This window comes from Halomonas sp. BM-2019 (assembly GCF_017584085.1).
The window spans coordinates 1,001,719-1,012,226 of the sequence record NZ_CP071922.1 but is presented as its reverse complement, the minus strand read 5'-3'; the positions used below and the strand labels follow the sequence as shown (position 1 = coordinate 1,012,226).

10 protein-coding genes and 1 tRNA gene are annotated in these 10,508 nt (G+C 67.8%); 8 read left to right on the top strand and 3 right to left on the bottom strand.

Features of this window, described 5'->3' with window-relative positions:
* Positions 1-327 (top strand): M48 family metallopeptidase (locus J5F18_RS05155; protein ID WP_346301253.1); only part of this gene is annotated, 327 nt, incomplete at its 5' end.
* 185 nt (positions 328-512) lie between these two features.
* On the opposite strand, the gene J5F18_RS05150 is transcribed toward J5F18_RS05155, so the two are convergent.
* Positions 513-599: transfer RNA gene (locus J5F18_RS05150), tRNA-Leu, on the bottom strand.
* Positions 600-717: 118 nt separating this feature from the next.
* Here J5F18_RS05150 and queA point away from each other — a divergent pair.
* From queA to secF, 5 genes are all read left to right on the top strand, one after another.
* Complete coding sequence (gene queA / locus J5F18_RS05145; RefSeq protein ID WP_346301252.1) at positions 718-1,752, top strand: tRNA preQ1(34) S-adenosylmethionine ribosyltransferase-isomerase QueA; 1,035 nt, start codon at positions 718-720, stop codon at positions 1,750-1,752.
* Positions 1,753-1,776: 24 nt separating this feature from the next.
* Positions 1,777-2,913: a tRNA guanosine(34) transglycosylase Tgt gene (tgt, locus tag J5F18_RS05140; protein ID WP_346301251.1), complete on the top strand. Its 1,137-nt coding sequence runs from the start codon at positions 1,777-1,779 to the stop codon at positions 2,911-2,913.
* Positions 2,914-3,028: 115 nt separating this feature from the next.
* Positions 3,029-3,361 (top strand): preprotein translocase subunit YajC, encoded by a 333-nt coding sequence (gene yajC / locus J5F18_RS05135; RefSeq protein WP_346301250.1) that lies wholly within the window; start codon positions 3,029-3,031, stop codon positions 3,359-3,361.
* 155 nt (positions 3,362-3,516) lie between these two features.
* Complete coding sequence (gene secD, locus J5F18_RS05130; protein WP_346301249.1) at positions 3,517-5,367, top strand: protein translocase subunit SecD; 1,851 nt, start codon at positions 3,517-3,519, stop codon at positions 5,365-5,367.
* A gap of 9 nt (positions 5,368-5,376) precedes the next feature.
* Positions 5,377-6,303: a protein translocase subunit SecF gene (gene secF, locus J5F18_RS05125; RefSeq protein WP_346301248.1), complete on the top strand. Its 927-nt coding sequence runs from the start codon at positions 5,377-5,379 to the stop codon at positions 6,301-6,303.
* 108 nt (positions 6,304-6,411) lie between these two features.
* On the opposite strand, the gene hmpA is transcribed toward secF, so the two are convergent.
* Positions 6,412-7,611, bottom strand: coding sequence for an NO-inducible flavohemoprotein (gene hmpA, locus J5F18_RS05120; RefSeq protein WP_346301247.1), 1,200 nt, complete (start codon positions 7,609-7,611; stop codon positions 6,412-6,414).
* A 273-nt stretch (positions 7,612-7,884) separates the two neighbouring features.
* Entirely contained in the window at positions 7,885-8,679 is a 795-nt protein-coding gene (locus J5F18_RS05115) for an inositol monophosphatase family protein (RefSeq protein WP_346301246.1), read from the bottom strand.
* A gap of 241 nt (positions 8,680-8,920) precedes the next feature.
* Between J5F18_RS05115 and trmJ the strand changes: the two genes are divergently transcribed.
* Both trmJ and cysE read left to right on the top strand, forming a co-directional pair.
* Entirely contained in the window at positions 8,921-9,685 is a 765-nt protein-coding gene (gene trmJ, locus J5F18_RS05110) for a tRNA (cytosine(32)/uridine(32)-2'-O)-methyltransferase TrmJ (RefSeq protein ID WP_346301245.1), read from the top strand.
* Positions 9,686-9,770: 85 nt separating this feature from the next.
* Positions 9,771-10,508: serine O-acetyltransferase (cysE, locus tag J5F18_RS05105; protein WP_346301244.1), on the top strand; the 738-nt coding region annotated here is incomplete at its 3' end.

The following is a 10,508-nucleotide window of genomic DNA, read 5'->3' as shown; positions in this document are numbered from 1 at the left end:
TGGTACAGCGCCCGCGCCAGCGACTGGCTCACCGCCAGGGTGAAGGAGCACGCCCGGCGGATGGGTGTCGAGCCCGCCGGCGTGAAGGTCCAGGACCTCGGCTACCGCTGGGGCTCCTGCGGCAAGGGCAACCGGGTCTACTTCCACTGGAAGACCATCCTGCTGCCGCGGCATATCGCCGAGTACGTGGTCGTCCACGAGCTTGTCCACCTGCACGAGCCCCACCATACCCCCGCCTTCTGGCGCCGCCTCGAGCGGGCCATGCCGGACTACGACCAGCGCAAGGCCTGGCTCGCCCGGCACGGGATCGAGGTGGAGGGGGTATGAGCCGCCGGCTACTCGGCGATCGCCTTGTTCTCGCGGATCGGCGTCACGTTCTCGGCCTGGGCTCGCGGGCTTTTCTCGGCATGTCGGCTTGTCCCAATACCTGTCCCAATAAGGAACTGTCATTGGAAGATATGCCGTGATAAGGGGGGGGGTGCCAGAAGGGGCGGGTAAGCTGCTGTTTTTAGTGGTACCGGCGGTCGGACTCGAACCGACAAGGGCTTGCACCCGGCGGATTTTGAATCCGCTGCGTCTACCAATTCCGCCACGCCGGCAACGCCGCCACGCATTATACGTGGGCGCCCTGGCAGGTCAATCCGGGTCCTGACTTCAGGGCGCCAAGCCGGTATCCTAGGCGGCTTGCCCAGAATCCCCGGACCCTCGATACCGCCCATGCTGCGTGCCGATTTCCATTATGACCTCCCCGACGAGCTGATCGCCCGCTACCCCTCCGAGCAGCGCAGCGACTGCCGGCTGCTCTGCGTCGATGGCGAGAGCGGCGAGTTCCGCCACCGCCGCTTCCCGGACCTGCTCGAACTGCTCGAGCCGGGCGATCTGCTGGTGTTCAACGACACCCGGGTGATTCCGGCGCGGCTGCACGGCCACAAGGCCAGCGGCGGCCGGGTGGAGATGCTGCTCGAGCGCCCCCTGGACGCCCATCGCGGCCTGGCCCACCTGCGCGCCAGCAAGTCGCCCAAGCCCGGTACCGAGCTGATCTTCGAGGGCGGCATTCGTGCTCTGGTGGAGGGGCGCCGGGACGCCCTCTTTGAGCTGCGCTTTCTCGGCGAGACGCCGCTGATCCAGTTGCTGGAGCAGCACGGCCATATGCCACTGCCGCCCTACATCGATCGCGCCGACGAGACCGCCGACCGCGAGCGCTACCAAACCGTCTATGCCCGCCGCGATGGCGCCGTGGCCGCCCCCACCGCCGGGCTGCACTTCGACGAGCCGCTGCTCGAGGCCCTGGCGGAGAAGGGCGTGGAGCGCGCCTTCGTTACCCTGCACGTGGGCGCCGGCACCTTCCAGCCGGTGCGCGCGGACGACATCCGCGAGCACGTCATGCACAGCGAGTGGCTGGAGGTGGACGAGGAGACCTGCGCCAAGGTGCGCGCCGCCCGGGCCGCCGGCCGCCGGGTGATCGCCGTGGGCACCACCAGCGTGCGCTGCCTGGAGAGCGCCACCGGCGAGAACGGCGAGATCGCCCCCTACCGCGGCGAGACCGATATCTTCATCTACCCCGGCTACGCGTGGCGCTGCGTGAATGCCCTGATCACCAACTTCCACCTGCCGGAGTCCACCCTGTTGATGCTGGTGGCTTCGTTTGCCGGCTTCGAGACCACCCTTTCGGCCTATCGCGAGGCGGTGGCCGAGCGCTACGCCTTCTTCAGCTACGGCGACGCGATGTTTCTGACCCGAAAGAGTTCCTGACCCGCAAGAGCGCCGAGACCCTACATGCGTAACGACTGCTTCATGACCTTCGAACGCCTGACTAGCGACGGCCGGGCACGCCGCGGACGCCTGACCTTCCCCCGGGGAACGGTCGAAACACCGGCCTTCATGCCGGTGGGCACCTACGGCACCGTCAAGGGGATGACCCCGGTCTCCGTGGAGGAGATCGGCGCCGAGATCATCCTCGGCAACACCTTCCACCTCTGGCTGCGCCCGGGCATGGAGGTGATCGAGGGCCACGGCGACCTGCACGACTTCGCCCAGTGGCACCGACCGATCCTCACCGACTCCGGCGGCTTCCAGGTCTTCTCGCTGGGGGCCATGCGCAAGATCACCGAGCAGGGTGTACACTTCCGTTCGCCGGTGGACGGCGCCAAGGTGTTCATGGGCCCCGAGGAGTCCATGGCGGTGCAGCGCTCGCTGGGCTCCGACGTGGTGATGATCTTCGACGAGTGCACCCCCTACCCGGCCACCGAGAAGGAGGCCGCGCTCTCCATGCAGCGCTCGCTGCGCTGGGCCCGGCGCTCCCGGGAGGCCCACGGCGATTCCCCCTCGGCGCTGTTCGGCATCATCCAGGGCGGCATGTACCCCGAGCTGCGCGAGCAGTCGCTCAAGGGGCTGCTCGACATCGGCTTCGACGGCCTGGCCATCGGCGGCCTCTCGGTGGGCGAGCCCAAGGAGGAGATGATCCGGGTGCTCGACTACCTGCCCGCCTGGATGCCGGAGGAGAAGCCCCGCTACCTGATGGGGGTGGGCAAGCCGGAGGACCTGGTGGAGGGGGTGCGCCGCGGGGTCGACATGTTCGACTGCGTGATGCCCACCCGCAATGCCCGCAACGGCCACCTCTTCACCTTTGATGGCACGGTGAAGATCCGCAACGCCAAGCATCGCCACGACACCCGCCCGCTGGAGGAGGAGTGCGACTGCTACACCTGCCAGCACTTCTCCCGCGCTTACCTGCACCATCTGGATCGCTGCGGCGAGATGCTCGGCTCGATGCTCAATACCATCCATAACCTGCGCCACTACCAGCGCCTGATGGCCGGTTTGCGCGGTGCCATCGAAGCGGGTACATTGGCCAACTTCGTGGAAGGCTTCTACGCGCGGCGCGGCCTGCCGGTGCCTCCCGCCCCGAACTGATACCGGCCGATGCCGGACCCTGGCGGTCCGGCATAGGTCCAAGCGCGTCAGCCACTGCCTGACGGCTCCCCCTTACCCATCCCAACTTTTCATACCAACCAGGAGACACTCACCCATGCTGGATTTCTTCATCGCTCCGGCCTACGCCCAGGACGCCGCCGCCGGCAGCGGCATGGCCCAGATCGTCATGCTGGTCGGCTTCGTGCTGATCTTCTACTTCCTGCTGTGGCGCCCCCAGGCCAAGCGCGCCAAGCAGCACAAGCAGCTGATCGGCAGCCTCGCCAAGGGTGACGAGATCGTCATCGGCGGCGGCGTGCTGGGCCGCATCACCAAGGTGAGCGACGAGAGCGAATTCCTGACCATGGAGATCGCCGAGGGCACCCAGATCAACGTGCAGAAGAACGCCGTGGCCGCGGTGCTGCCCAAGGGCACCATCAAGTCCATCTGATTCGTGTCCTTCCGATCCCGTTCGCCAAGGACGGGGCCGCCCTTCGACCGCTGCAGGGAACCCTGCGGCGGTCATGACGTCTTCACGTCAGACCCCCATTGTCCGCAACGTGCGTTGTCAGACGACGTTGTCAGTAACCTAAGGGCAGGGCTCGCATGCTCAACCGTTACCCTCTGTGGAAGTATCTGCTGATACTGATCGTCCTCGCCGTCGGCCTGGTCTACTCGCTGCCCAACCTCTATCCCGAAGATCCGGCGGTGCAGATCAGCAGCGCCAGCGGCGACACCACCGTCGACGAAGGCGAGCTGGAGCGCATCCAGGGCGCGCTGCGTGACGCCGGCATCACCATCAAGGCCGTCGAGCGCGATGAGAGCAGCGTGCTGATCCGTCTCGACGACGCCGACGAACAGCTCCAGGCCCGCGACCGCATCGCCGCCATGCTCGGCGACGACTTCGTGGTGGCGCTGAACCTGGCCGAATCCACCCCGACCTGGCTGCAGGCGCTCTCCGCCTCGCCCATGACGCTGGGCCTCGACCTGCGCGGCGGCGTGCACTTCCTGCTGGAGGTGGACATGGACGCCGCCGTGACCCAGCGCCTCGAGGTCAACGCCAGCGCCATGCGCGAGCAGCTGCGCAGCGAGCGCATCCGCTACCGCGGCACCGAGATCGAGGGGCGCACCCTCACGCTGACCTTCACCAACGAGGAGGATCGCGACGCGGCCCGCCGCCTGATCAGCCGCGAGTTCCGCGACTTCGACTACCAGAACCTGGGCGACGGCCGCGGGGCGGCCCTGGCCATGACCCTCACCGACCAGGCGGTCAACGAGATCCAGGACTACGCGGTCAACCAGAACCTCACCACCCTGCGCAACCGGGTGGACGAGCTGGGGGTGGCCGAGCCCATGGTGCAGCGCCAGGGCCCCGACCGCATCGTGGTGGAGCTGCCCGGCGTGCAGGACACCGTGGCCGCCAAGCGGGTGGTGGGCGCCACCGCCAACCTGGAGTTCCGCCTCGAGGCGCGCCCGGACACCCCGGACGCCGAGACGGAGACCCACCGCTTCCGCAACGACGAGTCGCGCACCGCCGAGCTGATGCGCGACGTCATCATCACCGGCGACAGCGTCTCCAGCGCCAGCCGCAGCTTCGACGAGAACGGCCGCCCCCAGGTCAACATCAATCTGGACGGCACCGGCGGCACCCTGATGAACCGTGCCACCCGCACCAATATCGGCCGCAACATGGCGGTGCTCTTCATCGAGCACAAGACCCGCGACAGCGTGGAGATGGTCGACGGCGAGGAGGTGATCGTCCGCGAGCCCTATACCGAGCGGGGCCTGATCAGCCTGGCCACCATCCAGAGCGCACTCGGCAGCAGCTTCCGCATCACCGGGCTCGACTCCCCCACCGAGGCGGCGGAGCTCGCCCTGCTGCTGCGCTCCGGCTCGCTGGCCGCGCCGATCTACTTCGTGCAGGAGCGCACCATCGGCCCGAGCCTGGGTGCCGAAAACATCCAGCGCGGCGTGATGTCGGTACAGATCGGCCTGGTGCTGGTGGTGCTCTTCATGCTGATCCGCTACAAGGTGTTCGGCGTGATCGCCAACGTGGCACTGGCACTCAACCTGACCCTGCTGATCGCGGCCATGTCGCTGCTCGGCGCCACCCTGACCCTGCCCGGCATCGCCGGCATCGTGCTGACCCTGGGGATGGCGGTGGACGCCAACGTGCTGATCTTCGAGCGAATACGCGAGGAGCTGCGCGGCGGGCTATCGGTGCAACAGGCGATCCATGCCGGCTACGAGCGCGCCTTCACCTCCATCGTCGATGCCAACATCACCACCCTGCTGGTGGCGGTGATCCTGTTCTCGATCGGCACCGGGCCGGTCAAGGGCTTCGCCGTGACCCTGTCGCTGGGGATCATCACCTCGCTGTTCACCGCCCTGCTGGTGACCCGCGCCATGGTGAACCTCACCTACGGCGGCAAGCCGGTCAAGAAGCTCTGGATCTAAGAGGTGCTCATGAAAACCCTCATCAACCGACAGTTCGACTTCATGGGCAAGCGCCGGATCGCCTTCGCGATCTCGGCGGCCCTGATCCTGGCGTCGATCGTCTCGCTGCTGTTCCAGCAGCTCAACCTGGGGCTGGACTTCACCGGCGGCACCCTGGTGGAGGTGCGCTACACCGTGGCGCCTTCGCTGGAGGCCGTGCGCCAGACCCTTGAGGCCGCCGGGTTCCGCGACGTCTCGGTGCAGACCTTCGGCGCCTCCACCGAGGTGCTGATCCGCCTGCAGCAGGCCTTCGACCCCGAGGTGGGCGATCGCGTGGTGCAGCTGCTGCGCCAGGATGGCACCACGGTGGAGCTGGTGCGCGCCGAGTTCGTCGGCGCCCAGGTGGGCGAGCAGCTGCGCGACCAGTCCGGCCTCGGCCTGCTGGTGGCGCTGGGCATCGTGATGCTCTACGTGGCCTTCCGCTTCCAGTACAAGTTCGCCATCGGCGCCCTGCTGGCGCTGATGCACGACGTGATCATCGTGGTCGGCATCTTCTCGCTGTTCCAGCTCGACTTCGACCTCACCGTGCTGGCGGCGCTGCTGGCGGTCATCGGCTACTCGCTCAACGACACCATCGTGGTCTACGACCGCATCCGCGAGACGATCCGCAAGTCGCGCATCGACGACATGCCGGCGATCTTCAACGAGGCGATCAACCTGACCCTGTCACGCACGCTGGCGACCTCCGGTACCACCCTGCTGGTGCTAATGGCGCTGCTGCTGCTGGGCGGCGACATGATCCACTACTTCTCCATCGCCCTGATCCTCGGCGTGGTGGCAGGTACCTTCTCCTCGATCTACGTGGCCGCGGCCCTGCTGATCGCCGTGAAGCTGCAGCGCGAGGACCTGATCCCCGCCAAGAAGGAGGACCCCGAGGCCGAGGAGGAGCTGCCCTAGCCGTCGCGGCGAGGACAGCGGCGCTCAAGTGAAGACGCCACCCGGCAAGCCGGGTGGCGTCATTTTTTTCATGGGCGACCGGTATCAAGTAGCCGGCTCCCGCCGATGTCAGAAGACCTCGCTGAAGCGGATTCGCGGCCCGAAGATCTCGTAATGGAGCTGGTCGTCGGCGTAGCCCATCCGCTTGAGCAGGATATTCAGGGCCGACATGAAGGCCGTGGGCCCGCAGAAGTAGACGTCACCGCGCCCTTCGAAGGGCAGCCACTTCTCGAGGATGGCCGTGTCCAGGTAGCCGAGATGGTCGGCCCCCTGCCCCTGCTCGTAGGCAACGTAATACTTGAAGCCCTGCTGCGCGCTCAGGGCGCGAAGCTCGTCGTGCATGACATGGTGCGAGCGATCGCGGCAGCAGTGGATGAACACCAGGTGCTCCAGCTCCCAGCCCTGCTTCACGGCATTGAGCAGCATGCTGACCAGCGGCGTGATGCCGATGCCCCCACCGATCAGCACCGGCCGCTCGGAGCGCTTCTCGACGACGAAGTCGCCGGTGGGCGGCCGCAGCCAGACCCTGTCGCCGACCTGGGCAGCGTGCAGGAAGTTGGAGACCTGACCGGGGATCGAGGCGCCGGCGGCCTCCGCCTTGACGGTAATGCGATAGTACGGCTCCCCGGAGGCACTCGACAGCGAGTACTGGCGAATCTCGTCGTGGGCCGAGGAGGACGGCCGGGTCTTGACCCCCACATACTGGCCGGGGCGGAAGTCGACGATCGGCTGGCCATCCTCCGGTCGCAGGTAGAAGGACTTGACCTCCTCGGCCTCGGGTTCGGCCCTGTCGATGAGGAAGGCGCGATCCCCGCGCCAGCCGCCGGGTGCGGTCTCGTTCGCCTGGTAGATCCCCTCCTCGGTCTGGATGAAGATCGCCGCCAGGGCCTCGTAGGCCTCGGCCCAGGCCGTCAGCACGGGATCGTCGTCGTACAGCTTGAGGTGGTCGCGAATCGCTTCCAGCAGGAACTTGCCGACGATGGGATAGTGCTCAGGTGCCACCTGCAGGCTGGCATGCTTGTGGGCGATGCGGTTGACCACAGGGCCCAGGGCCTCCAGCTGGTCGATATGCCGGGCATAGGCGAAGACCGAATCGGCCAGGGCGCGGGCCTGCTCCCCCTTCGCCTGGTTGGCCATGTTGAAGATGTCTTTGAGCTCGGGGTGGTGATCGAACAGCTTGCTGTAGAACAGCCGGGTGATCCGTTCCCCTTCATCCGCGAGCAGCGGGGCGGTGCTCTTGACCGTATCGATGGTGGACTGGGACAGCATGGCAGCCTCCGGCGTGATGGGCGGGTCTTAAGAGGTATTTACCATGCATCTTAGAACCCGATCCAACAAGTGGCGAACCCTGCGGCCCCGGGCCTAGCGCCTAGCGCCTAGCGCCGCAGATGATGCCCAGACCTGCTGGGCATCCACAAAAAATCCCGCCAGATGTGATATCCGGCGGGATTTTCGTTTTCTTCCTCGCCACCTGCCGCCCGTCAGTGAGCGGCTGGGCGCTAGGCGCTTGTAGCTGGGCGCTGCCCGAGGGCGGCTCGGCGCTTAAAAGTGCGGCTTGAGCTGCTGCACCAGGGCCTTGTAGAGGCGCGGGCCCGCCGCCATCAGCTGGCCTTCCACCTCGACCATGGGCTGGCCGTCCGGGGTGCCCATCAGGGCGCCGGCTTCCTTGAGCAGCAGGCTGCCCACGTGCAGATCTTGCTCCTCCAGGCCCAGCACGAAGGCGGCATCGGCGCGGCCGGCGGCCAGCTCGGCCAGGTCCAGCAGGCCGCTGCCCGAGGCGCGCTGCACCTCGATGACCGGGCCAAGCTGTTGGACCAGGGTCAGGTAGGCGGGCAGGTGGCGCGGGCGCAGCCAGGTCTCGGGCAGGCCCATGGCAACGCGGGCGCCGCCCACGGCGTGGGTCCTGGGCACGCGGATGCGCTTGCCGTTGTGCTGGGCGCCGCGACCGCGGCTGGCCAGGTACTCGTCGTCGCTGAAGGGGCAGATCACAACCGCATGCTCCGGGCGGCCCTTGACCATGCACACCAGCGACAGGGCGAAGCCGGAGGCAGCAACGCCGAGGTTGGAGTAGCCGTGGAAGGGTTCGATCCGCCACAGCACCTCGCGGCCTTCATCCTCGCCGGCACGGTGAGGAGTGAAGCGGCCGACGACGCCGTGCTGCGGGTAGCCGCGGGAGAGCTGACGCACGATCAGCGACTCGGCGTTGCGGGCGGCGTCTTCCAGCAGGCGGTCGAGGTTGCTCTCTTCGTGGGCATTCTCGATACGCTCGCGAATGCGCAGAAACTGTTCGCCGGCGCTGCGCGCGGCGCGCAGCGCATATTGGACCATCGGATGCATGATCGGGCCTTGGGGAGTCGGTGGTGTTAAAGAACGGGGGCGTTCGCTTGGAACGGTCGGCGCGAATCCTAGCAGACCCCAGCGCGTTGCGCCACGGCCAGCGGAGCTGGCCCGCTCGGCGCTCGGCGCTCGGCGCTCGGCGCTCGCGACATGCTAGACTCTGCCGCCCGGATGCAACGGCCCGGCTGACTTTCGCCTCGAGTTGTTTCCCCCGAACCGTTTCACCCCCAGGAAGCCCACCATGCTCGACCGCCTCCGCATCGTCCTGATCGGCACCAGCCACCCCGGCAATATCGGTGCCACCGCCCGCGCCATGCACAACATGGGCCTGGCCGACCTGGCCCTGGTGGCGCCCCGCTGCGAGCCGGTCACCGCCGACAGCGTGTCGCGGGCCTCCGGCGCCGACCACCTGGTGCACGCGGCCCGGGTGGTGGAGACCCTGGAGCAGGCGGTGGCCGACTGCACCCTGGTGGTGGGGGCCAGCGCCCGCTCGCGCACTCTGCCCTGGCCGATGATCACGCCCCGCGAGCTGGGCGCACGACTGCCGGCGGAGCTGGCCGGCGACGGTGCACGCGTCGCGCTGATGTTCGGCCGCGAGGACAGCGGCCTGACCAACGCCGAGCTGCAGCGCTGCCACGCCCACGTGCATATCCCCACCAACCCCGACTTCAGCTCCCTGAACCTGGCCGCCGCCGTGCAAGTGCTCGCCTACGAGTGCCGCCTGGCCTGGCTGGCCGGGCAGGAGGCCCCCGACGAGGAGCCCGCCCAGGCGCTGGCCACCCACGAGGAGCTGGAGCACTACTTCGCCCACCTGGAGCGCACCCTGATCGCCATCGGCTTTCACGACCCGGCCATGCCGCGCCAGCTGATGGCCCGGCTGCGCCGCTTCACCCTCCGGGCACGCCCGGAGCGCATGGAGCTCAACATCCTGCGCGGCATCCTCTCGGATACCGAGAAGCTCGCGCGGCCCCGCGACGACGACGCCTCGCCACGGGACCTGCCTTGAAGGGGGGGCAGCTCGCCCCCACACTGAAAGCATCACCTGCGACGGTAACCGCCCCGCCCTCCCACTCCAGCCCAAGGACCGCTGCATGTTTCAACGCCTGCGTGAGGACATCAACAGCGTTTTCGACCGCGACCCGGCGGCCCGCAACTTCCTGGAAGTGCTGACCAACTATCCGGGCCTGCATGCCCTGCTCATCCATCGCCTCAGCCACTGGCTGTGGCGCCAGAACCTCAAGTGGCTGGCCCGGTCGCTCTCCACCTTCTCGCGCTGGCTCACCGGGGTGGAGATCCACCCCGGGGCGAAGATCGGCCGGCGCTTCTTCATCGATCACGGCATGGGGGTGGTGATCGGCGAGACCGCCGAGGTGGGCGACGACGTCACCCTCTACCAGGGCGTGACCCTGGGCGGCACCAGCTGGAACAAGGGCAAGCGCCACCCGACCCTGGAGGACGGCGTGATCGTCGGCGCCGGCGCCAAGATCCTCGGCCCCTTCACCGTGGGCGCCGGCGCCAAGATCGGCTCCAACGCGGTGGTCACCAAGGAGGTACCCGCCGGCGCCACCGTGGTGGGCATCCCCGGCAAGATCGTCAAGCGCCCCGAGCCGGATGCCGCCGAGGCGCTCGACGTGGACCCCGAACGCCGTGAGGCGATGCGCGAGAAGTTCGGCTTCGACGCCTACGGGGTCAGCGAGGACATGCCCGACCCGGTGGCGCGCTCGATCCAGGCGATGCTCGACCACATGCACGCCGTGGACGAACGCATCGAGCGCATGTGCCAGACCCTGCGCAAGGTCGACGCCAGCTACCGCGACGGGCGCCTCCCG